The sequence below is a fragment of the Micromonospora sp. SD19 genome, from assembly GCF_054462275.1.
Genome location: NZ_JBTLMN010000012.1, coordinates 126,818 through 147,892, shown reverse-complemented (window position 1 = coordinate 147,892; position 21,075 = coordinate 126,818). Strand labels below are relative to the sequence as shown.

Below are 21,075 nucleotides of genomic sequence, written 5' to 3'. Positions count from 1 at the left end.
CGACCGGACGGGACCGGCGTCATCGCTCGGTTGCTGACCCCCGCACGGGACCCCCGGGCCACCCCGCCGCCCCTCCCGCACCGCCAATTTCTACCCCGGAGGTACGACGCCTTTCCGCCCGCCGGCTCGGCGCGGATCAGGCGACCTCGCCAACCAGGTGAGCGCCCGACCGACACCGGCCACCGGGTCGGCGGACCGGGCGGCGTCGGCCGCTGGATGGGAAGGGCCTGGGTCCTGTTGGCGCCGACCGCTAGAGTCGGAGCGTGGCGCTCGGTCTTCCCTCGACACTCCCCAATCCGCAGCCGGCGATCGGGGAGCTCATTCGTGAGCACCAGCCGACCTTCTCGTTCGAGTTCTTCCCGCCCAAGACCGAGGCGGGGGAGCTGCTGCTCTGGCAGGCCATCCGCGAGCTGGAGTCGCTGCGCCCGTCGTTCGTGTCGATCACGTACGGCGCGGGCGGCTCGACCCGGGACACCACCGTGGCGGTGACCGAGCGGATCGCCACCGAGACCACCCTGCTGCCGATGGCCCACCTGACCGCGGTCAACCACTCGGTCGCCGAGCTGCGGCACGTGGTCGGCCGGCTCGCCGGGGTGGGGGTGCGCAACGTGCTGGCCGTTCGGGGTGACCCTCCGGGCAACCCGAGCGGCGAGTGGATCCGCCACCCCGAGGGGGTGGACTACGCCGAGGACCTGGTCCGGTTGGTGCGTGACGCCGGTGACTTCAGCGTCGGCGTGGCGGCCTTCCCGTACAAGCACCCGCGCTCGCCCGACGTGGCCAGCGACACCGCCCAGTTCGTCCGTAAGTGTCGAGCCGGCGCGGAGTTCGCGATCACCCAGATGTTCTTCGACGCCGACGACTACCTGCGGTTACGCGACCGGGTGGCCGCCGCCGGCTGTGACACCCCGATCCTGGCCGGGGTGATGCCGGTGACCCAGATCGGCACCATCGAACGGTCCGTGCAGCTGTCCGGTGCGCCGTTCCCGCCGGCGTTGGCGGCCCGCTTCGAGCGCGTCGCCGACGACCCGGACGCCGTCCGCCGGCTCGGCATCGAGCAGGCCAGCGAGATGTGCCGCCGACTGCTGGACGAGGGCGTGCCGGGAATCCACTTCATCACCCTCAACCGGTCCACGGCGACCCGTGAGGTCTGGCAGAACCTGAAAGCCGGCGCGCGCGTGTGAACACTGCGCCTGCGACACCTGTTGCCCGGCGCGACGGTTGATCCGTGGTGGGCACACAGCTGAACTGGGATCAGTACGCCACGGCGTGGGCGCGGCTGCACGGCGGGTTCGACCCTCGGGTCGCGGCGCCGGTGGTGCGTGCCTGGCTGCGATTCGCGTACCACGTCGGATATGTGCTGGGCCGACTGCGGGTCAGCCCCACCGCGGTCACCGTGGCCGGAGTCCTGCTCTGCTTCTGCGTACCGTTGCTGGTGAGCCGGCCGGGGGACGGGCCGTTCCTCGGTGCGCTGTTCGTGCTGCTCGCCGCCGTGGCGGACAGCGTGGACGGTGCGGTGGCGGTCGCCACCGGCCGCACCACCCGGCTGGGCTACGTCTACGACTCGGTCGCCGACCGGCTCGGTGAGGTGGCGTGGCTGCTGGCGTTCTGGCTGGTGGGCGCACCAGGTGGGCTGGTCGTCGCGGGCGGCGCGCTGTCCTGGCTGCACGAGTACGTCCGGGCGCGGGCGGTCGCCGCCGGTATGCGGGAGATCGGTGCGGTGACAGTGGGCGAACGCCCCACCCGGGTCTCGGTGGCGCTGGCCGGCTTGCTGGTCGCCGGGTTGGCCGGGCTGATCGAGCCGGACCTGGCCGCCGGCACCATCACCATGGCGACAGCGGTCTGGGTGCTGCTGGCCGGGTTCGGCCTGGGGCAACTGCTCTCCAGCATCCGGCGCGCCCTGCTCGACGCCGATTGAGCACGGTCTACCAGGCGGGGCCGATCTCGTCGGCGACGATCTGCGCGGAGAGGGTCACCATCGGCAACCCGCCGCCCGGGTGGGTGGAGCCACCCACCAGCCACAGCCCGTTCGCCGGGCCCCGGTTGGCCGGGCGGAGCAGCCCACCGGCGGTGCCGTAGATCGAGCCACCGGGCGCGCCGGTCGCCACGTCCAGGTCGGCGGGGGTACGGACCTCACGGAACAGCAACCGGTCGCGGACGTCCACACCGCGCCGCGCCAGCACGTCCAGGATCCGGTCGGCGTACGCGTCGGCCAGCCCCGGACGTCGCCAGTCGACAGCTCCCGCCGCGGTGCCCTGCCGAGCGGCGTTGACCAGCACGAACCACGCCTCGTGTCCGGCTGGGCGGACCATCGGGTCGTCGGCCACCGTGACGAACACCGTCGGGTCGGCCGCCGGCCGGGCCCGCACCCCGCGCCCGGGGTCACCGAAGACCGCGTCGAACTCGGCGTCGTAGTCGTCGGGGAAGAAGACGTTGTGGTGGGCCAGCCCGGTGCTGCCGGAGACGCCGAGCAGCAGCACGAAACCGGCGAGGCTGCGGTCGGTCAGCGCGGCCAGCCGACCCGGGTGCGGCAGCAGGTCACGGTAGACGGTGATCGCGTCCACGTTGGCCACCACCACGTCGGCGGGCACCGGGGCGGCGACTCCGGCGAGGCGTACCCCGTGCACCCGGCCGCCGGTGGCGTCGATCCGGGTGACAGTGGCGTCGGTCTGCACGACCACGCCGAGGTCCAGGCAACGGGTCAGCAGCGCGTCGGCGAGCGTGCCCAGCCCGCCGCGCAGGTACCAGCCACCGAAGGCCAACTCGGCGTAGGGGACCGCGACCAGCGCCGCGGGTGCCCGACGTGGGTCGGCGCCGGTGTAGGTGGCGTACCGGTCCAGCATCATCCGCAGCCGCGGGTCGGACAGGTGCCGGCGGCCCAGGCCGCGCAGGGTGCGACCCGGGGCGATGGCGGCCAGGTCGCCGACGCGCCAGGCCAGCGACGCGAGGTCGCGGGGGGAGTCGACGGTACGGCGCAGGATGTCCCGCGAGGAGGCGTTCCACACCCGAGCGGCCCGACGCCACAACCGCTGCCAGTCGGCCGCCGCCCGGTCGCCGAAGGCGGCGCCGATCCGGCTGGCGAACTCCACCGGGTCGGCGCACGAGTCCAGTGCCGGGCCGCCGCCGGGGAAGACGTGCCGGACGATCGGGTCCAGGCCGACCAGGTCCAGGTACTCGTCGAGCTTCGCCCCGGTCGCCTCGAACAGGTCGTGGAAGACCTCGGGCAGGGTGAGCAGGCTCGGCCCGGTGTCGAAGTGGAACGACCCGGCCGGTGTGTCGTGCGCGTACCGGCCGAGCTTGCCGCCGACCGTGTCGGCCCGCTCGAAGACGGTCACCTGGTGCCCGGTGGCGGCCAGCCGGGCGGCGGTGGCGAGGCCACCCACCCCGGCGCCGACGACCACGATCCGCGCCATACCGCGTCCTCCTAGCTGACCGGGCGACCCCGCCAGGTCAGGCGGCGTCGCTTTCGCAGATGGTACGACCGCACCGTCAGCCAACCGAGGACCACGACCGACACGGGGTGTGCGAGCGCGTCGGGCCACCATCGGCCACCTGTCGCGCGGGCGGTGAGCACCCGCCCGGCCACCCCCAGCAGGTAGCCGGCCAGGCCCACGGCGGCCACCCCGGGCGCGCCGGCCACCACGCCAGCCAGCGCCACCAGTGGCGGAGCGGTGTAGAGCAGCAGCAGCGCCGCCACCACGGCCGCCGCCGCGCCCGGGTGCCCGAACGACGCCCAGAGCGACTTCGAGTACCCGTCGCGCAGTTGCGGCCAGTCGTCGTACATCCGGCAGGTGGCCAGCCGGGAGCCGTCGGCCAGGGCGATCCGCCCGCCGGCCCGCTTGACCGCCCGGGCCAGCTCGACGTCCTCCAGGATCCGGTCGGCGACCGCGGCGTGCCCGCCGGCGGCGGTGTAGCCGGCCCGGTCCACCACCAGGAACTGCCCGCCCGCCGCGGCCAGTGACGGCCGCGGTGAGCGTTCCATCGCGCGCAGCGGCAGGAAGGTGAGCCAGAGCCACTGCAACAGCGGCTGCACCAACCGGTCGGCCGCCGTCGCCACCACGATCCGGGGGTACGGCGACAGCAACGTCACCCGGGCGGCGCGCAACTCGGTGACGGCCGCGGCCACGGCGTGCGGGGCGAGCACCACGTCGGCGTCGACGAAGACCAGCGCGGTGGCGTCCGGGTCGGCCCGGGTGGCCAGCTGCCAGCAGGCGTGCGGCTTGCCCAGCCAGCCCGGCGGCGGGGCGACGCCGCTGAGCAGCGTGACCCGGGGGTCGTCGCCGACCACCGCGCGGACCACGTCGGCGGTGCCATCGGTGGACCCGTCGTCGAGGACCACGATGCGCAGCCCGGGTACGCCGCGTTGGGCGAGCAGGGCGCGCAGGCAGGGTGTGACCCGGGTGGCCTCGTCGCGCAGCGGCAGCAGCACGGCCACCGGCTCGTCGACGGCGTCCGGCCGGTCGGTGGGCCGGCGCAGCCAGCGGGCGGCGTTGAGCCAGGTGTGTCCGGTCAACGCGGCGACGGCGATCAGCAGGGCGAGCAGGACGGTCATCGGGTGGCGTCGACGCCGGCGCGGCGCGGCTCGTGGTCCTCCCGGTCCGCTGCGCGGCTCCGGCGGTCGCGCAGCAGGGTCACCGCCAGCGGCACGGCGGTCACCGCCATGCCGGCAGCGCCCCACAGCGCCGAGGCGGGCAGGTCGAGGAAGACCGCGTGGGCCAGGATGCTGGAGAAGTACGTCCACAGGTACAGCGCGACCATCGGGTGGTCCCGCCGATCGGTGTGCGCGGCGGTCGGCCCGGCCAGCGGGCGCAGCGCGCTCATCATCAGCACCGCGAAGAGCAGCCAGCCCAGGTAGTTGCTGACCGGGATGCCGGCCAGGCCGGGCAACGTCGGGGTGGCGTCGCGCCAGACCCAGTAGCCCTCGGCCACCATCTGCGGGTCCAGGAAGAGGTCCCAGGCGGCCAGCCCCACAGTGGCCAGCGCGATCCGCCCCACCCACCGCCCCACCGTCGACCCGCTGCCGCCGGCGGTCAGTGCGCCGCCGTCGGCCGTTGCGGCGTTGCCGCCGGTCAGTCGGACCGCTGCCAGCCACGCCGGCCAGGCCATCCAGGTCCAGGCCAGCGGAATGATCAGTGGCACCCCGGCCAGCTTGGGGCCCAGCTCCCCGGAGTAGTCGTAGCTGCCGAACGGCACGCCGGTGGCCACCCCGATCGCCTCGATCGCGAACCCGCCGCCGGTGGCCACCGCGACCAGCGCCGCCGCCACCCGTGGGCCCCGGCTGAGCAGCGCGTGGCCGACCGAGAGCAGCCAGCCGAGGACGACGGTGGCCACGGTGAGCCCGGCCCGGGTGTCGCCGGTGGTGAGCGGGTAGCAGATCTGGGCGAGCACCAGGACGGCGAGCAGTGTCCAGGAGATCCGTCGGGTCATGACGCCGGCGGGTCGAGCGGCAGATCCCGACCGAGCACACCGAACGGCCGCTCGTCGCCGGGGAAGTGGAAGTCGCGCAGCACGTCGACGAAGCCGAACCGTCGGTACAGCCGCCAGGCCCGCGAGGTCTGCTCGTCAGCCTCCGGGGTGGACAGCAGCGTGGTGTCGCCCTCCGCCATGCCGAGCAGGGCGCGCAGCTGACCGGTGCCCAGGCCGTGCCCCTGCGCCGGTGGCCGGACGTGCAGCTCGACCACCTCGAAGCAGTGGGTGAGCCAGCGCGTACGGGTCGGGGCGTCCAGCGCGCGGTGCACCTGGTCGTGCCACCACTGACCGGAGGCGCCCAGATAGCCGTAGCCGAAGCCGGCGAGGTGCCCCTCGCTGGTCAGGCTGGCGACCGCCCGGAAACCCGGCCGGCGAACGTGGGTGGCGATGTAACCGCGCCGGGCCTCCAGCAGGTCGGTGCGGTATCCCATCGCCTCGCCGTAGACGGCCACCACGTCGTCCAGCCGCCGGACGAGATCGTCCGGCGTCCAGCGCACCAACCTCATGCCCGTCCACCCTTCACCGTTTCCGGGCCACCATCGGCGGCCCACCCGAGCACCGACCGGTCGCCGACCACGTCGCGCACCTCGAACCGGGCGAACAGCTCCTCGGCGTACCAGCCCGCGGTGGGGGTTCGCATGATCGCCGCCCGATGCTCCGGGTGACGGTACGCGAACGCCACCAGGTCCGTCGGGTCGCGCCACACGCTCACCGTGCCCTGCCAGCCCAACGGTGCCTCGCCGACCCCGAACCGGGCCAGCAGCCCGGGCGCGTCGCGCAGGGCGGCGGCCACCGGTGGGATCGCCCGCCAGAAGGTGGCGGCCCGGCGGGCCCGCAGCCGGGCCCGGGTCAGTGCCAGCACCGGGCCGGTGACCCGGCCGCCCGACGGGTCACCGAACGGCCGCTGGCCGGACCACTCGCCCCGGCTGGTCAGTGGGCGCAGGTCGATCCGGGCCTGGGCGTGGGCGATGCGTGCCCAGGCCCGTCCGACCGACGAGGCGTCGAAGTCGGCCGCCGCGGCGGGGGAGTCCCAGACGGTCAGCGCCGCCCACCGGGTCAGGTCGGCGTCCCTCGGCCCGAAGTCGGTGCCGGTCCCGGTGCCCAGCAGCTTGCCGAACCGAGCGCCCGGGAGGGCGCGCAGCCGGCGTGGGTCCAGCGCCATCCGGGTCAGCGCCCGGGGCAGCGCGCCGCGGGAGGTCCGCCACACGTGCAGCGTGACCAGCTCCGGGACCGCGCTGCCGGACTGGTTGGTCAGCACGCTCCGCTCGCTCACGCCACCTCGGCCGGGGTACCGGCGGTGACCCGCAGCAGTTCGGTGTAGGTGGTCGGAAAGACCGCCTGGGGTACGCCACCCGCGGCCCAGATCTCCGGGTACGCCGCCAGCGCCGTGTCCACCAGGGTGCGCAGCGGGTGCGGGTGCCCGAGGGGGGCGACCCCGCCGATCGGCTGTCCGGTGTGGGTCCGGACGAACTCCGGGGTGGCCCGGCGCAGCCGGGTGACGCCGATCGATGCCGCCAGGCCGGCGGTGTCGACCCGGTGCGCGCCGGAGGTGAGCACGAGCAGTGGCGTGTCGTCCGCGTCGAAGATCAGGGAGTTGGCGATCTGACCGACCTCGACGTCGAGCGCCTCGGCGGCCGCCGCGGCGGTGTGCACCGCGTCGGGCAGCAGACGGACCAGGCTGGGCTCGCCGGTGCCGTCGCGCGTGCCGGCGGCGGTGAGCGCGTCCTGCACCGCTCGTACGTTCGGGTGTGGCTGCATGTCGTCATTCTTCCCGGTTCGCCGGGGTGGGTTCATCCGGCCGGCACGCTCAGCGCGTCACACGTTGCATTTTCGTCGGAGGGGAGGTGTACTGTCAGCAGTAGTTAGAACGAGTGTTCGATTGCCTCGAACGCCCGTTCCAACCAGCCGGAGCGCGGCGTTTCGCGGCGCCACCTCCGGGCGGTGCGGCTCCGCGGGCCGCACCTGGGTTTCCGGGCAGTCGCGAGCCTGGTCCCAACAGGCAGGAGCGTCGTCCGCCGCCCACGACCCCCGGGCGGCGGGCGACGCACCCGCCGGTCCGCCGGCCGGGTGTGGTGTGGGGAAGCATCCACACCCGGCCGGCCACACCCGGTGCGTCTTCCTCCGCACCACCCCGACCTCGGCGTCTCGTCGGTGGCAGCAGCCGCCGCAGTGACGTCTCGGCCACGTGGAGGAGAGACACCCATGCCGACCAACCCGGCTCAGGCACCGACGGTGCCGGCACACGTGCTGCCGCATCGCACCCCCGCCCAGCTCCTCATGTTGGCCCGCCGTGGGCTGGTCGAGGCCGGCCAGACCCGACCTGACGGCCTGCGCTACGCGGCTGCCCACCTGGCCGCCCTGCGCGCGGCGGCGGCCCTGCTCGCCGCCCGGGCCCGGCCCGCGCCGAGTCGGCGCAACCGGATCACCAGCGTCTGGGTCCTCCTCTGCGCGGTCGCTCCAGAGCTCGACGAGTGGTCCCGGTTCTTCGCAGCGGGGGCCAGCAAGCGTGCCGCCGCCGAGGCCGGCATCCCCCGGGTGGTCAGCGCCCGGGAGGCCGACGATCTGCTCCGCGCTGCCGAACAGTTCGTCACGGTGGTGGAAGCCGCGCTCGGCGTGGCCCACCAACCGGCTCTGGACGGCCTCGCCGCCTGATCCCGTCGTGCCACCGGCCGCCCTGCGGGGGGAGCCGGGCGGCCGGTGGCACGGCGTGCCGGTCCTGATCTGATCCACAGCAACGACGGGGGAGTTGGTCCAATGGCGGGCCGCATGGTGGTCGGTTCCGCCGCGCTGGCCGATCTGGTGCGCCCGGCGAGCGCACCCGACCCGGTCGGTGGCCACCGGGTGCTGCCGGTGGTGCCCGAGTTGACCGGTCTGCTGCCCAACCGGGGCCTGCGCCGGGGCAGCACCATCGCGGTCGCCGCCGGCCAGCCCAGCCGCAGCGGCGGCACCTCACTGATGTTGGCCCTGCTCGCTGCGGCGTCCCGGGCCGGCTCGTGGTGTGCCGTGGTCGGGGTGCCGACGTTCGGCGCGGGCGCGGCCGCTGAGCTGGGCATCGCCCTGGACCGGTTGGCCCTGGTGCCGAACCCCGGCCCGGAGTGGGCCACCGTCGTGGCCGCGCTGATCGACGGGGTGGACGTCGTGGTCACCACAGTGCCGGCGACGGTCTCCGCCTCCGTCGCCACCCGGTTGGCCGCCCGGGCCCGGCAGCGCGGCAGTGTGCTCGTCCCGTACGGCCGGTGGGACGGCGCGGACGTGACGTTGCAGGTGGTCCGTGGTGTCTGGGAGGGGCTCGGGCTGGGCCGGGGGCGGTTGCGCCGCCGGGAGATCACCGTCTCGGCGCGCGGGCGCGGGGCGGCCGCCCGACCCAAGGAGATCAAGGTCTGGCTGCCGGGCGACGAGTTGACCCGGGTGATCCCTCGTACGCCGCCGTCGCCCGTGGGCCGGTCGGCCGCGCCGCTCGCCCTGGTCGGTCGGGGATGACCGGCGCGCCGGCACGGACCCTGCTGCTGTGGTGCCCGGACTGGCCGGTGCTCGCCGCCGAGATCGTCGACGGGGTGCCGGCGACCGGCCCGGTCGCCGTGCTGCACGCCAACCGGGTGGTCGCCTGCTCCGAGCGGGCCCGCGCCGAGGGGGTGCGTCGGGGCCTGCGCAAACGGGAGGCGCAGGGCCGCTGCCCCCAACTCACCGTCGTGGAGTACGACCCGGGTCGGGACGCCCGGGCGTTCGAGCCGGTGGTCGCCGCGGTGGAGGAACTGGTGGCCGGCGTCGAGGTGGTCCGTCCGGGCGCCTGCGCGGTGGCCGCCCGGGGGCCGAGCCGTTACCTCGGCGGCGAGGAGGCCGCCGCCGAGCGGATCATCGAACACGTGGCCCAGTCCTGCCTGGTGGAGAGCCAGGTCGGCATCGCCGACGGGGTGTTCGCGGCCGGGTTGGCCGCTCGCGCCGGCCGGGTGGTGACCCCGGGCGGGACACCGGAGTTCCTGGCCGGGTTGCCGGTCGAGGCGCTCGGCCGGTCGGCGCTGGCCGACCTGCTGCGCCGGCTGGGGGTGCGTACCCTCGGCGACTTCGCCGCGCTGCCGGCCGGCGACGTGCTGGCCCGGTTCGGGTTCGACGGTGCGCTGGCCCATCGGCTGGCCGCCGGGCGGGACCACCGCCCACTCGCCGTCCGACAGCCGCCGGCCGACCTGACGGTGACCTCGGAGCACGACGAGCCGATCGACCGGGTCGACGCGGCGGCGTTCGTGGCCCGGGCGTTGGCCGAGCAGCTGCACGAGCGGCTGGCCGGGCACGGGCTGGCCTGCACCCGGCTCGGCATCGAGGCGGTCACCGAGCACGGGCAGGAGCTGCACCGGGTGTGGCGGCACGATGGCCTGCTCACCGCCGCGGCCATCGCCGACCGGGTGCGCTGGCAGCTCGACGGGTGGCTCTCCGGCAGCAACGGTCGTGCCGGTGCCCGCGCGGCCCGACCGACCGCCGGCATCATCCGGCTGCGACTGGTCCCGGACGGGGTGATCGCCCAGGCCGGTCTGCAGGCCGGTCTCTGGGGGGAGACCGGCGAGGAGCGGGAACGCGCGCACCGGGCGCTGAGCCGGGTGCAGGGCATCCTCGGCCCGGAAGCGGTGGTCACCGCGGTGCTCGGTGGTGGGCGTTCCCCGGCCGACCAGGTGCGACTGGTGCCGTGGGGCGACGAACGACTCCCGGCCCGGCCCGGCCCGCCGGCCGGCGCGAGGGCTGGTGAGGGCACCCCGCCGTGGCCGGGCCGGCTGCCGCCGCCCGCGCCCGCCGTGGTGCTGCCCAATCCGCTCGCCGCGACCGTGCACGACGCCGCTGGCGAGCCGGTGGTGATCAGCGCGCGGTTGGCGGTGAGCGCCGCGCCCGCCCGACTGGTGGTCGGCACCGGTCAGCCAGCGGAGATCGTGGGTTGGGCCGGGCCGTGGCCGGTGGACGAGCGCTGGTGGGCGCCGGCCGAGGCCCGCCGCCGGGCCCGGTTCCAGGTCAGCCTGGCCGACGGTGCTGCCCTGCTGCTGGCCGTGGAGTCGGGGCAGTGGTTGGTGGAGGCGATCTATGACTGAGTCAGGTCGATCCCTGCCCGGCGTCGGCTGGCTCCGCGCTGGCGGGGGAACAGACGTCCTGATGAGCGTGATGACTCACCGGCATCAAGATGCCGGTGAGTCATCACGCTCATCGCACCTCTCGCCGCCGGCGGGGCGACCGCCGTCGTGTCCGTCGTCGACCCGGTCGCCCAGCGTTCCTCGGCCGAGCAGTACCGGGCCGAGCAGCGCGGCCGGAGCGGCCGGAGCGGCCGGATGAGCTTTCACAACCCGAAGATGCCCTGGTCGGAGCTGGAGCGCGTGCTCTCCGGCCGGGCCGGTGACACCCGAGCGGGTGGCAACCGCGGGAGCAGAGGTGAGCGGCACCTGCACGTGGTGGACCCGCTCGCCGTGGACGCCGATGGTGGTGACTCCCCGGCCTGGAGCCGCCGCCGTGAGCAGTACCAGCCGCCGGAGCTGACCCGCCCCGACGGCGTGGTGCCCTACGCGGAGCTGCACGCGCACACCAACTTCAGCTTCCTCGACGGCGCCAGTCACCCGGAGGAGTTGGCCGAGGAGGCGGCCCGGCTGGGGCTCACCGCGCTCGCCGTCACCGACCACGACGGCTTCTACGGGGTGGTCCGCTTCGCCGAGGCGGCCCGCACGCTGGGCCTGCCGACCATCTTCGGCGCGGAGTTGTCCCTCGACCTGCCCGGTCCGCAGAACGGCGAGCCCGACCCGCAGGGCGCGCACCTGCTGGTGCTCGCGCACGGCCACGAGGGATACGCCCGGCTGGCGACCACCATCGCCCGCGCCCAGCTACGCGGCGGGGAGAAGGGCCGCCCGGTCTACGGGGAGCTGGAAGAGGTCGCCGCCGAGCTGAAGGACCACGTGCTGGTGCTGACCGGCTGCCGCAAGGGGCACGTGCCGGGGGCGCTGCTCACCGAGGGGGTGGACGCGGCGGCCCGCGAGTTGGACCGGCTGACCGCGCTCTTCGGCGCGGAGACGGTGGCGGTGGAGCTGACCGACCACGGCCACCCCGTCGACGCCGACCGCAACGACGCGCTCGCCGAGCTGGCCGCGGCGGCCGGGTTGCCGACGGTGGCCAGCAACAACGTGCACTACGCCAGCCCTGGCCGGCGGCGGCTGGCCACCACCGTCGCCGCGGTGCGGGCCCGACGCAGCCTGGACGAGATCGACGGGTGGCTGCCCGCGGCGGCGACCGCCCACCTGCGCAGCGGCGCGGAGATGGCGGCCCGGTTCGCCGCGTACCCGGGTGCGGTGGCGCGGGCCGCCGAGTTCGGCGCCGAGTTGGCCTTCGACCTGCAACTCGTCGCGCCGCAGCTGCCGGCGTACCCGGTGCCACCGGGGCACACCGAGATGAGCTGGCTGCGCAAGCTCACCGCTGACGGGGCGCACGAACGCTACGGGCCGCCGCAGGCGCACCCGGCGGCGTACGCGCAGCTCGACCACGAACTGAACATGATCGAGGAGCTGGGGTTCCCCGGCTACTTCCTGGTGGTCTACGACATCGTCAGGTTCTGCCGTGACCAGGACAAGGACATCTACTGCCAGGGCCGGGGCTCGGCGGCCAACTCGGCGGTCTGCTACGCCTTGCGGATCACCAATGTGGACGCGGTGCGGCACCGGCTGCTCTTCGAGCGGTTCCTCGCCCCGGAACGCGACGGCCCACCGGACATCGACGTGGACATCGAGTCCGACCGTCGGGAGGAGGTGATCCAGCACGTCTACACCCGCTACGGCCGGGAGCACGCCGCCCAGGTCGCCAACGTCATCTCCTACCGGCCCCGCTCGGCGGTGCGGGACGTGGCCAAGGCCTTCGGCTACTCGCCGGGGCAGCAGGACGCCTGGAGCAAGCAGATCGACAGGTGGGGCTCGGTCGCCACCGTCGATGTGGAGAACATCCCCGAGCAGGTGGTGGAGTACGCCAACGAGTTGCAGACGTTCCCGCGGCACCTGGGCATCCACTCCGGTGGCATGGTGATCTGCGACCGGCCGGTGATCGAGGTCTGCCCGGTGGAGTGGGGGCGGATGCCCGGGCGCAGCGTCCTGCAGTGGGACAAGGACGACTGCGCGGCGGTGGGCCTGGTCAAGTTCGACCTGCTCGGCCTGGGCATGCTCTCCGCCCTGCACTACGGCTACGACATGATCGGCGAGAGTCTCGACCTGGGTGACATGACCCTGGACGACCCGGAGGTCTACGACATGCTCTGCCGGGCCGACTCGGTCGGGGTGTTCCAGGTGGAGAGCCGCGCCCAGATGGCCACCCTGCCCCGGCTCAAGCCCCGCGAGTTCTACGACCTGGTGGTCGAGGTGGCGCTGATCCGGCCCGGCCCGATCCAGGGTGGTTCGGTGCACCCGTTCATCCGGCGCAAGAACGGTCAGGAGCCGGTGACCTTCGCGCACCCGCTGATGCGTAACGCCCTGGAGAAGACCCTGGGTGTGCCGTTGTTCCAGGAGCAGCTGATGCAGCTCGCCATCGACCTGGCCGGCTTCGACGCGGCCGAGGCCGACCAGTTGCGCCGGGCGATGGGCGCCAAACGGTCGGTCGAGCGGATGACCCGGATCGCCGAGCGGCTCTACGCCGGGATGGCCGAGCGGGGCATCACCGGTGAGCTGGCCGACGACGTCTACCGCAAGCTCACCGCGTTCGCCAGTTACGGCTTCCCGGAGAGCCACGCGATGAGCTTCGCCTACCTGGTGTACGCCAGTTCCTGGCTCAAGCGCTACCACCCGGCGCCGTTCCTGGCCGCGCTGCTCAACGCCCAGCCGATGGGCTTCTACTCGCCGCAGACCCTGGTCGACGACGCCCGCCGGCACGGGGTGGAGGTGCGCCGTCCGGACATCAACGCCAGCGGGGCCAAGGCGGTGTTGGAGTCCACCCCGGACACCCGGTGGGGCAGCGGGCCGGGGGAGCCGCCGCACGCCTGGGGGCTGGGCGGCCCCGCCGTCCGGCTCGGCCTGTCCAGCGTGCGGACCCTCGGCGCCGACGTGGCCGAACGGATCGAGGCCGAACGGGTCGCCGGTGGGCCGTACCGTGACATGCCGGATCTGGCCCGGCGGCTCGGTCTCACCGCCGCGCAGCTGGAGGCGCTGGCCACCGCGGACGCCTTCGCCTGTTTCGGGCTGACCCGGCGGGAGGCGCTGTGGGCGGCCGGCGCGGCGGCCCAGGACCGGCCGGGTCGGTTGCCCGGCACGGTGACCGGCGCGGCGGCGCCCACGCTGCCCGGAATGGAGGCGGTGGACCGGCTGGTCGCCGACGTGTGGGCCACCGGGCTGTCGCCGGAGAGCCATCCGGCCCGGTTCATCCGGGGGCAACTCGACGTGCTCGGCGCGGTGCCGATCGCCCGGCTCGGCAGGGTGGAGCCGGGGCAACGGATCCGGGTCGGTGGCATCGTCACCCACCGGCAACGCCCGGCGACCGCGGGCGGGGTGACCTTCCTCAACCTGGAGGACGAGACGGGGATGCTCAACGTCACCTGTTCGCCGGGGCTGTGGCAGCGCTACCGGCGGGTGGCGCGGACCAGCGCCGCGCTGGTGGTCCGGGGGCGGTTGCAGCGGCACGAGGGGGTGACCAACCTGGTCGCCGACCGGCTGGACGCCATCGAGCCGCCGGTGAGCCCCGCGTCCCGTGACTTCCGCTGATCCAGTGATCCACATTACGGTTTCCCGAGCCGCCGAGCGGGAGACTCGTTGCGAGCGGGCAGAGCGGCCCGTGATCCGTGAGGGGGAACGACAGTGACGGGAAATCACGCGTACACCGGTGGAATCGCCAACGCCCGGCGGACCCGACTGGGCAACGGCTGGGTGCCGTCGCACCTCGCCGACCCCCGCGAGTACGAGGTGACCAACGGTCCGGTGGCCAACGAGCGCCGGTCCCGGGCGGAGGACGAGACTGAGGGTGCCGAGGCCTGACCTCCCGCCGCACCACGCACCGATCGGGCGTGTGGTGGGCGCACCCACCACACGCCCGCGCCACCACCGGGCCGGGTGACTAGGCTCGGCCGGGTGGAGCAGACCCGAGGCCGGTTCGCCGAGCCGCCGCTGACACCCCGCACCGCCGTGATCTGGTCGGTGCTCCGCGCCGAGCTGGACCGGCGCGGCGACGCCGAGCTCACCGTGCTGGACGTGGGCGGCGGCACCGGCGGTTTCGCCGTTCCGCTGGCCCGCGCCGGGCATCGGGTCACCGTCGTCGACGCCAGCCCCGACGCGCTCGCCGCGCTCACCCGCCGCGCCGCCGAGGCCGGGGTGGCCGACCGGATCGTCGCCGTGCAGGGCGACGGCGACGCCCTCGCCGGGCTGGTCGAGCCGGCCGGCGTCGATCTGGTGCTCTGCCACGCCGTACTGGAGGTGGTCGACGACCCGACGCCGGTGGTGGCCGCGCTGGCCAGCGCGCTGCGCCCGGGTGGCGCGGCCAGTGTGCTGGTGGCCGGCCGGGCCGCCGCCGTGCTGGGCCGGGCGATGAACGGGCACCTGGACGTCGCCACCGCGGTGGCCGCCGATCCGGCCGGCACCGCGGGGCCGCGCGACACGCTGCGCCGACGCTACGACGCCCCGGGCGCCGCCGCGCTGCTCGGCGCCGCCGGGCTGGTGGTCGAGGAGATCCATGGGGTACGCGTGCTGGCCGACCTGCTGCCGGCCGCTGTCGCCGACGGGCAGCCCGCAGCCCTGGTCGAGCTGGAACGTGCGCTGGCCGCCCAGTCGCCGTACCGGGATCTGGCCGCCCAACTGCACCTGTTCGCCCGCCGCCCGGCATGACCGCCGAGGCCGGTGACGTGCCGGCGCCGCTGGCGATCCTCGGGCCGCAGCACGGCGGCGGCCGGCTCGCCGACGTGCTGCCCAGCGCGCTGGCAGTGCTGGGGGTGCCCGGCTCGACCGACCCGCTCGGGCTGGTGCCCTCGTTGGCCGGGGTACGCCGGATCGCCGTACTGCTGGTCGACGGGCTCGGCTGGTACCAGCTGCCGACCGCGGCGCCGTACGCGCCGACGCTCGCCGGGCTCGCCGCGACGGTGGCCCGCCCGCTGATCGCCGGTTTCCCGTCCACCACCCCGACCAGCCTGGTGTCGCTGGGCACCGGTGTCGCGCCGGGCGCGCACGGGGTGCTCGGCTTCACCGTCCGGGTGCCCGGCACCGATCGGGTGCTCACCCACACGGACTGGGCCGCCGATCCGTCGCCGCTGCGCTGGCAGCCGGTGCCCACCCAGTTGGAGCGGGCCCGCGCCGCCGGGGTGACGACGACAGTGGTGAGTCGGCCGGAGTTCGGCGGCAGCGGGTTGACAGTCGCCGCCAACCGGGGTGGCGACTTCCGGGGCGCCGCCGGCGGAGACGCGGTGGCCGCCGCCATGCTGGCCGCGCTGGCCGCCGGCTCCGGGCCGGCCCTGGTCTCCGGTTACCACGCCGACCTGGACCGGTACGGCCACGTCTACGGCGTCGACTCGGAGCCCTGGCGGGTCGCCGCCGCCGAGGTGGACGCCCTGCTCGCCCGGCTGGTCGACGGGCTGCCCCCGGACGCGGCGCTGCTGGTCACCGCCGACCACGGTCAGCTCGACATTCCCGCCGCGCACCGCTTCGACCTGGACACCGATCCGCGGCTGCGGGCCGGTGTGCGGCTGGTGGCCGGCGAGGCCCGGGTCCGCTACCTGCACACCGAGCCGGGCGCGACCGAGGACGTGCTGGCCGCCTGGTCGGCGGTGCTGGGCGCCACGGCCCGGGTACGCACCCGCGACGAGGTGGTGGCCACCGGCTGGTTCGGGCCGGTGCCCGAGGAACACCTGGGCCGCGTCGGCGACGTGGTGGTGACCTGCAACGACACGTACGCGGTCATGGCCAGCCGTACCGAGCGGCCGATGGCGTCGAAGTTGGTGGCCTACCACGGGTCGGACACCGCCGCCGAGCTGACAGTGCCGTTGCTGGTCGTCCGGGGCTGACCCGGGGGCGGTTCGGCCCACTGGCCGATGGTGGTGTCGTACCCCCGGGTTAACCTGCCGGGATGGGCCGCAGTCAGTCGTTGCCCCGGGGCGACGATCCGCGCTTCGGGCCGGACGCCGACGACTCCGCCAGCCCGATCCTGCACGTCGACATGGACGCCTTCTTCGCCGCGGTCGAGGTGCGCCGCCGCCCCGAGCTGCGTGGCCGGCCGGTGATCGTCGGCGGCGTCGGCCCGCGCGGCGTGGTCAGCTCGGCCAGTTACGAGGCCCGCCGGTACGGCGTACGCAGCGCGATGCCGACCAGCCAGGCCCGGGCCCGCTGCCCGCACGCGGTGTACCTGCCACCGGACTTCTCCGCGTACTCGGCCGCCTCCCGGGCCGTCATGCAGATCTTCCGGGACGTCACGCCGCTGGTCGAGCCGCTCTCCCTCGACGAGGCGTTCCTCGACGTGACCGGCGCCCGGCGGCTCTTCGGTTCGCCGGCCACCATCGCCCGGCTGATCCGTCGCCGGGTCGCCGACGAGCAGGCGCTGACCTGCTCGGTCGGGGTGGCGCCGACCAAGTTCGTGGCCAAGCTGGGTTCCACCCGGGCCAAGCCGGACGGCCTGCTGGTCGTGCCTCCGGGGCAGGTGCTCGACTTCCTGCACCCGTTGCCGGTGGACGCCCTGTGGGGGGTGGGGGAGCGGGCCGCCGAGGCGCTGCGCAAGCTCGGCCTGGCCACCGTCGGCGACCTCGCCGAGGCGCCGGTGGGCATGCTCCGTCGAGCCGTCGGTGCCGCCTCGGCGTCGCACCTGCATGAGCTGGCCTGGGGTCGCGACCCGCGCGGGGTCAGCCCCGAGCACGTCGACAAGTCGATCGGCGCCGAGGTGACCTTCGACGTCGACGTGGCCGACCCGTTGGAGATCCGCCGCGCGTTGCTCGCGCTCAGCGCTAAGGTCGGCGTCCGGTTACGCGGCTCCGGCCAGGTGGGGCGCACCGTCTCGCTCAAGGTCCGGCTGGCCGACTTCCGCACCGTCAGCCGATCTCGCACCCTCGACGTGCCCACCGACACCGCCCGTGAGATGTTCGACACGGTCTGGGCGCTCTACACCGCCCTGGACCCGGGCGAGCGGATCCGACTCGTCGGTGTCCGGGTGGAAGGACTCGCCCCGGCGAAGGGCGCTCCCCGGCAACTCACCCTCGGCGCCCCCGAGCGCGGCTGGCGCGAGGCGGAAGCTGCCGCGGACGCCGCCGCTGCCCGTTTCGGGCGGTCCGTCATAGGTCCGGCCAGTCTGATGGGCGACCGTGATCCCCGTCGAAACGAAAATCCACCCCGCCCATAGGTCGTCCCGCTTTCCGACGCGCGACCCCCCTCGTAGACTTGCGGGTAAGCAGCCGGATGGCTGCCACGGTCTGTCGGCCCGAGTGGGCCCGACCAACGTGACCGGGGAGGAGTGCCGTGCCGCTCTCGGAGCACGAGCAGCGGCTGTTCGAGCAGATCGAGCGGTCGCTTGCCGAGGACCCCAAATTCGCCTCGGCCGTGCGCGCCAGCGATCCGCGCTTCCATGCGCGGCGTCGCCTGCTCGTCGCCGCCGGCGTCATCATCGCTGGCTTGGCTCTACTGGTCTATGGCGCGGTGATCAAGACTCCACCACTGGCGGTGGCGGGCTTTGTCGTCATGCTGGCGTCGGCCGCGTTCGCGGTGCAGTCGCACCGGCGGGCGCAGTCACCCGACCTGCACGTGGTGGGCGGCACGACGAGTCGCCGTCGTCCGCGCGGTGGCCGATCCGGTCGCCGGTCGTCGATCCTGGACCGCATGGAGGACAGGTGGCGGCAGCGCCCGGAGGGGCACCGCTGAGCCCGTCCCGCCGCTGAGGCGGGCCGTACGGCGCGACGAGCGGTCGCCGGGCACAGCCCCCGGCGACCGGCGACCTCCGTCGTATCCGCGCGCCCTTCTTCCCGCTGATCACTCTCCGCAGGACCACCTTTCCGCATGATCGTGCTCGATCCCGGATGGAGTGGCATCGTGCGCCAGGGAGGGGCCTCTTTCCTGGATCGGGCACGATCTTGGGTGGCGGCACCTTAGGCGGGCAGACAGGGGGGCGGCGGTGGTGGCCGCCGCCCCGGATCTGGAACTGCCCTGTCAGCGAGTCGGGGAACTGCCCGGTCAGCGAGCTGCCCGGTCGGCCAGCATCCGTCGAGGGTTCCACCGCAGCAGGCGGTACCGGGCCCGCCCGGTGAACGCCACCATCCGGCCGGACCTGTCCGCCAGGGTGGTACGCCAGCGCAGCAACACCGAGGGCGGCAGCACCGTGGCGAGCAGGCGGGTCCGTCGGTCCGCCCCGGTGGCGAGCGCCGCACGGACCGCGCGGAGCGCCGGCAACAACCGCTCACCGGTCAGCGGATCCCGCGCGTAGCGGGCCCGCTCCTCCGCCCGGCCGAGCAGCCGCGCCGACCCGATCGCCTCGTCGTCGTCCAGAGCGTCCCGGACAAGTCGGTCCGCGGTCGCCCGGGGCGTCTCGGTCGGATCAACCGGGACCCGGAAGTCCACCAGCGTGTCGAGCAGCTCCGCCCAGGCGGCGTGCGCGTCCGCGCGGGCCCGGCTGGCGTCCACACTGACCACCACCGGTCGCGCCCCCGGCTCGCTGTCGCCGTCGACACTGGCGGAGGCCACCGCCGCGCGCACCTCGCGGCCACCCCGTCGGCGGCGTAGCGCCAACCGGCGCAGTGCCGGCACCGCGAGCAGCGCCAGCAGTGCCACCAGGCCCGCCGCCCACCAGGGCCAGACCGGTGGCTGCTCGTCCGGCGTCGTCCCACCGGCTGCGAACCCCTCGTCGGTTTCCCGGTCGGCGTTGTCCGGGCTGGAGGGCCCGGCCGAGGCTCCCGGGTCCGTCGGGGTGGTCGGGACCTCAGTGTCCGGGCTGGGCGTCTCCGGTGCGTCGTTGTCCGGCGCCCAGGGCGACCGGGTCGCGCCGGGCACCCCGTACGCCGGGGTGGCGTCGAACGGCACCCAACCGGCCCCGTCGAAGTAGACCTCGGTCCAGGCGTGCAGATTGAGGTTGGTCAGCGTGTAGGTGTCACCGTCGCGCTTGCTGCCGTTGGTGAACCCGAACGCGACCCGGGCCGGGATGCCGGCCGAGCGGACCAGCCAGGCCATCGCGGCGGCGTACTGCTGGCAGTAGCCGACCTTGTTGGTCAGGAAGTTGACGATGTCCTGACCGCTGCTGCCGCTCTCGGTGCTCAACCGGTAGCTGAACCCGTTGTCCGCCGAGAAGTGCTGGTAGATCGCCAACACCCGGTCGTAGTCCGTGCGCTTGCCCTGGATCAACCCCTTGACCAGCTCCTCCACCTCGGGCACCGGCGCGGGGGTGGCGGTCATCTGGCGGCGTACGGGATGGTCGGCCGGCAGTGGCTGCGCGGCCCGCAACGCCGCCTGCGTGAAGGTCGAGCGGACGTAGTCGAAGGAGTACTTCCGGCCCCGGGAGTTCTCCCGGTTGGAGAAGACCACCTGCTGGTTGGTGTCGTAGAGCCAGTTGTCGCTGAGGTCGTCGGTGCGGGTCGGCTCGGCGTACACCGGCATCAGCGACATGCTGAGGCTCTTGGTGACCTCGACCGTCGCCTGGTAGGTGGCCTGCTGCACGCCTGGGCCGGCCCTCTCGGCCGGGTTCGGCAGGTCCCGGTTCACCGACCGGCCGCTGGGGTTGCGCGCCTGGAAACCGCTGGGGCGCAGCTCGTCGGCGACCGCGTAGCGCAGGTAGAACGGGTTCTGCTCGGACGTCTTCACCTTCACCAGGTCGGCTACCTGGGACTGGTTGAGCTGGCCGGCGAGCGAGGCGAACAGGTCGATCCGACCCGACGTGCCACCCGAGCCGCCCCCGTTCCCGGTGCCGTTGCCCGACCCTCGGCTGAGCGAGTCGAGCAGCCCGCCGGTCATGCCGGGCACCGCCAACGGCAGCAGCACCGCCAGGGCCACCCCGACCGCCGCGAGCCGGCGGCCGGCGGACGCCAGCGGGGAGGCCTCCCACACGTCGACGTCGCGGCCGTCACCGGTGAACCGCCGCCCGAAGCGGCGTACGCGGTCGACGTTGTCGGTGACCAGCAGCCAGAGGTAACCGGCGGCGCCCACCACGAACGGCACCGCGGGGACGCTGTCGACGTAGACGGCGACCGGCACCGAGTAGATGGCGAGCATCGGCAGCCCGGCCAGGGCGGGCCGACGCAACCCCACGGCCAGCACGTCCACCAGCACGGCGACCGCACCGACGCCGAGGACGGCGATGAACAGCAGCGGGTCAGTGTCCGGGACCTCGACCCCGTACGAACGCATGTCCTGCATGGAGCCGGCGAGCAGGTCACCGAAGTACGCGAATGTGCCCGGGGTCGGCAGGATCGCGAGCAGCTCCTCGCCGCTGGGGAACAACCAGGTCAGGGCAAGCATCAGGCCGGCCAGCATGCCCAGCACCTGACCCCACAGCGGTGCCCGGACGAGTCGGGTCAGCGCGGCCACCCCGGCCACCACGGCGACCGCGATGATGGACTCGATCAACCACGTCCAGCCCTGGAAGATGGCCGACAGCGGTGCGGCGGCCAGCAGCGTGGCCACCGCCGCCACCACGCCGATGTTCCGACTGCTGATCATGAGGGGAGCCTTCCGT

At 74.3% G+C, this 21,075-nt stretch carries 18 protein-coding genes; 11 read left to right on the top strand and 7 right to left on the bottom strand.

The window, feature by feature from the left end; genetic code table 11:
* Nucleotides 1–263 precede the first annotated feature (263 nt).
* Both metF and ACX27O_RS29530 read left to right on the top strand, forming a co-directional pair.
* Nucleotides 264–1,181: a methylenetetrahydrofolate reductase [NAD(P)H] gene (gene metF, locus ACX27O_RS29535; protein ID WP_030334570.1), complete on the top strand. Its 918-nt coding sequence runs from the start codon at nucleotides 264–266 to the stop codon at nucleotides 1,179–1,181.
* Between the two features lie 44 nt (nucleotides 1,182–1,225).
* Nucleotides 1,226–1,915: a CDP-alcohol phosphatidyltransferase family protein gene (locus tag ACX27O_RS29530; protein WP_030334567.1), complete on the top strand. Its 690-nt coding sequence runs from the start codon at nucleotides 1,226–1,228 to the stop codon at nucleotides 1,913–1,915.
* A 7-nt stretch (nucleotides 1,916–1,922) separates the two neighbouring features.
* On the opposite strand, the gene ACX27O_RS29525 is transcribed toward ACX27O_RS29530, so the two are convergent.
* Genes ACX27O_RS29525 through ACX27O_RS29500 form a run of 6 tightly spaced genes read right to left on the bottom strand, consistent with a single transcriptional unit; the run spans nucleotide 1,923 to nucleotide 7,224 of the window.
* Nucleotides 1,923–3,410: a phytoene desaturase family protein gene (locus tag ACX27O_RS29525; protein ID WP_458940429.1), complete on the bottom strand. Its 1,488-nt coding sequence runs from the start codon at nucleotides 3,408–3,410 to the stop codon at nucleotides 1,923–1,925.
* Nucleotides 3,411–3,421: 11 nt separating this feature from the next.
* Nucleotides 3,422–4,549, bottom strand: coding sequence for a glycosyltransferase family 2 protein (locus ACX27O_RS29520; protein ID WP_030334564.1), 1,128 nt, complete (start codon nucleotides 4,547–4,549; stop codon nucleotides 3,422–3,424).
* Nucleotides 4,546–5,424 (bottom strand): carotenoid biosynthesis protein, encoded by an 879-nt coding sequence (locus ACX27O_RS29515; RefSeq protein ID WP_458940428.1) that lies wholly within the window; start codon nucleotides 5,422–5,424, stop codon nucleotides 4,546–4,548. The genes ACX27O_RS29520 and ACX27O_RS29515 overlap by 4 nt, the downstream gene beginning before the upstream one ends.
* The gene (locus ACX27O_RS29510; protein WP_030334560.1) at nucleotides 5,421–5,972 is read right to left on the bottom strand and encodes a GNAT family N-acetyltransferase; all 552 of its coding nucleotides are present in this window, start codon (nucleotides 5,970–5,972) and stop codon (nucleotides 5,421–5,423) included. Before ACX27O_RS29510 ends, ACX27O_RS29515 begins: the two co-directional genes overlap by 4 nt.
* Complete coding sequence (locus ACX27O_RS29505; protein WP_458940443.1) at nucleotides 5,969–6,724, bottom strand: monooxygenase; 756 nt, start codon at nucleotides 6,722–6,724, stop codon at nucleotides 5,969–5,971. Before ACX27O_RS29505 ends, ACX27O_RS29510 begins: the two co-directional genes overlap by 4 nt.
* An 11-nt stretch (nucleotides 6,725–6,735) precedes the next feature.
* Entirely contained in the window at nucleotides 6,736–7,224 is a 489-nt protein-coding gene (locus tag ACX27O_RS29500; protein WP_030334557.1) for a YbaK/EbsC family protein, read from the bottom strand.
* Between the two features lie 444 nt (nucleotides 7,225–7,668).
* On the opposite strand from ACX27O_RS29500, the gene ACX27O_RS29495 reads away from it, so the two are divergent.
* The 9 genes from ACX27O_RS29495 to ACX27O_RS29455 all read left to right on the top strand — a co-directional run bounded on the left by ACX27O_RS29495 (nucleotide 7,669) and on the right by ACX27O_RS29455 (nucleotide 18,278).
* Nucleotides 7,669–8,118: an SAV_6107 family HEPN domain-containing protein gene (locus tag ACX27O_RS29495; RefSeq protein WP_030334555.1), complete on the top strand. Its 450-nt coding sequence runs from the start codon at nucleotides 7,669–7,671 to the stop codon at nucleotides 8,116–8,118.
* 102 nt (nucleotides 8,119–8,220) lie between these two features.
* On the top strand, nucleotides 8,221–8,946 hold the full coding sequence (locus tag ACX27O_RS29490; protein ID WP_030334553.1) for a hypothetical protein: 726 nt from the start codon (nucleotides 8,221–8,223) through the stop codon (nucleotides 8,944–8,946).
* Nucleotides 8,943–10,535 (top strand): DNA polymerase Y family protein, encoded by a 1,593-nt coding sequence (locus tag ACX27O_RS29485; RefSeq protein ID WP_358128109.1) that lies wholly within the window; start codon nucleotides 8,943–8,945, stop codon nucleotides 10,533–10,535. Before ACX27O_RS29490 ends, ACX27O_RS29485 begins: the two co-directional genes overlap by 4 nt.
* A gap of 234 nt (nucleotides 10,536–10,769) precedes the next feature.
* Nucleotides 10,770–14,159 carry an error-prone DNA polymerase gene (locus ACX27O_RS29480; RefSeq protein ID WP_458940442.1) on the top strand — a complete coding sequence of 1,130 codons (3,390 nt, stop codon included), beginning with the start codon at nucleotides 10,770–10,772 and terminating at the stop codon, nucleotides 14,157–14,159.
* Between the two features lie 93 nt (nucleotides 14,160–14,252).
* The gene (locus ACX27O_RS29475) at nucleotides 14,253–14,429 is read left to right on the top strand and encodes a hypothetical protein (protein WP_167337320.1); all 177 of its coding nucleotides are present in this window, start codon (nucleotides 14,253–14,255) and stop codon (nucleotides 14,427–14,429) included.
* A gap of 75 nt (nucleotides 14,430–14,504) precedes the next feature.
* Entirely contained in the window at nucleotides 14,505–15,272 is a 768-nt protein-coding gene (locus ACX27O_RS29470) for a methyltransferase domain-containing protein (RefSeq protein ID WP_030334547.1), read from the top strand.
* Complete coding sequence (locus tag ACX27O_RS29465) at nucleotides 15,269–16,441, top strand: alkaline phosphatase family protein (RefSeq protein ID WP_030334546.1); 1,173 nt, start codon at nucleotides 15,269–15,271, stop codon at nucleotides 16,439–16,441. The genes ACX27O_RS29470 and ACX27O_RS29465 overlap by 4 nt, the downstream gene beginning before the upstream one ends.
* A gap of 62 nt (nucleotides 16,442–16,503) precedes the next feature.
* Nucleotides 16,504–17,763 carry a DNA polymerase IV gene (locus ACX27O_RS29460; protein WP_030334544.1) on the top strand — a complete coding sequence of 420 codons (1,260 nt, stop codon included), beginning with the start codon at nucleotides 16,504–16,506 and terminating at the stop codon, nucleotides 17,761–17,763.
* A gap of 116 nt (nucleotides 17,764–17,879) precedes the next feature.
* Nucleotides 17,880–18,278 (top strand): DUF3040 domain-containing protein, encoded by a 399-nt coding sequence (locus ACX27O_RS29455; RefSeq protein WP_030334542.1) that lies wholly within the window; start codon nucleotides 17,880–17,882, stop codon nucleotides 18,276–18,278.
* Between the two features lie 309 nt (nucleotides 18,279–18,587).
* Here the strand turns inward: ACX27O_RS29455 and ACX27O_RS29450 are convergent, their stop codons facing one another.
* On the bottom strand, nucleotides 18,588–21,059 hold the full coding sequence (locus ACX27O_RS29450; RefSeq protein ID WP_458940427.1) for a transglutaminase TgpA family protein: 2,472 nt from the start codon (nucleotides 21,057–21,059) through the stop codon (nucleotides 18,588–18,590).
* Nucleotides 21,060–21,075: the final 16 nt, after the last annotated feature.

What these genes read in the sequence shown, in the direction of transcription:
- ACX27O_RS29520 (WP_030334564.1), bottom strand. Translation starts at nt 4,549, where the DNA reads ATGACCGTCCTGCTCGCCCTGCTGATCGCCGTCGCCGCGTTGACCGGA.
- ACX27O_RS29510 (WP_030334560.1), bottom strand. Translation starts at nt 5,972, where the DNA reads ATGAGGTTGGTGCGCTGGACGCCGGACGATCTCGTCCGGCGGCTGGAC.
- ACX27O_RS29480 (WP_458940442.1), top strand. Translation starts at nt 10,770, where the DNA reads ATGAGCTTTCACAACCCGAAGATGCCCTGGTCGGAGCTGGAGCGCGTG.
- ACX27O_RS29465 (WP_030334546.1), top strand. Translation starts at nt 15,269, where the DNA reads ATGACCGCCGAGGCCGGTGACGTGCCGGCGCCGCTGGCGATCCTCGGG.
- ACX27O_RS29450 (WP_458940427.1), bottom strand. Translation starts at nt 21,059, where the DNA reads ATGATCAGCAGTCGGAACATCGGCGTGGTGGCGGCGGTGGCCACGCTG.
- ACX27O_RS29525 (WP_458940429.1), bottom strand. Translation starts at nt 3,410, where the DNA reads ATGGCGCGGATCGTGGTCGTCGGCGCCGGGGTGGGTGGCCTCGCCACC.
- ACX27O_RS29460 (WP_030334544.1), top strand. Translation starts at nt 16,504, where the DNA reads ATGGGCCGCAGTCAGTCGTTGCCCCGGGGCGACGATCCGCGCTTCGGG.
- ACX27O_RS29515 (WP_458940428.1), bottom strand. Translation starts at nt 5,424, where the DNA reads ATGACCCGACGGATCTCCTGGACACTGCTCGCCGTCCTGGTGCTCGCC.
- ACX27O_RS29485 (WP_358128109.1), top strand. Translation starts at nt 8,943, where the DNA reads ATGACCGGCGCGCCGGCACGGACCCTGCTGCTGTGGTGCCCGGACTGG.
- ACX27O_RS29490 (WP_030334553.1), top strand. Translation starts at nt 8,221, where the DNA reads ATGGCGGGCCGCATGGTGGTCGGTTCCGCCGCGCTGGCCGATCTGGTG.
- ACX27O_RS29495 (WP_030334555.1), top strand. Translation starts at nt 7,669, where the DNA reads ATGCCGACCAACCCGGCTCAGGCACCGACGGTGCCGGCACACGTGCTG.
- ACX27O_RS29500 (WP_030334557.1), bottom strand. Translation starts at nt 7,224, where the DNA reads ATGCAGCCACACCCGAACGTACGAGCGGTGCAGGACGCGCTCACCGCC.